This window comes from Pseudomonas sp. SMV71, from assembly GCF_052042015.1.
In the GTDB taxonomy this organism is placed as follows: domain Bacteria; phylum Pseudomonadota; class Gammaproteobacteria; order Pseudomonadales; family Pseudomonadaceae; genus Aquipseudomonas.
Genome location: NZ_JBKGGU010000074.1, coordinates 1 through 294 on the forward strand (window position 1 = coordinate 1; position 294 = coordinate 294).

1 protein-coding gene is annotated in these 294 nt (G+C 63.6%); it reads left to right on the forward strand.

From position 1 onward, the window contains the following. Positions 1-294: AMP-binding protein (locus ACLEJQ_RS25840; protein ID WP_440799950.1), on the forward strand; the 294-nt coding region annotated here is incomplete at both ends.

Here is a 294-nt window from a genome sequence, read left to right on the forward strand (position 1 = left end):
ACGAGGCCTGCGTCGACAGCCGCAGCAACGCCTTGCGCTACGTGGTGTTCGGTGGCGAAGCGCTGGACGTGAAGAGCCTGCGCCCGTGGTTCGAGCGCTTCGGCGATACGGCACCGCAATTGATCAACATGTACGGCATCACCGAAACCACGGTGCACGTGACCTACCGTCCACTGTCCATCGCTGATCTGGAACAGGACGCCAGCAGCCCGATTGGCGAACCCATCGCCGACCTGGCGTGGTACCTGCTGGACGGCGATCTGAACCCGGTGCCCAAAGGCTGCATCGGCGAGT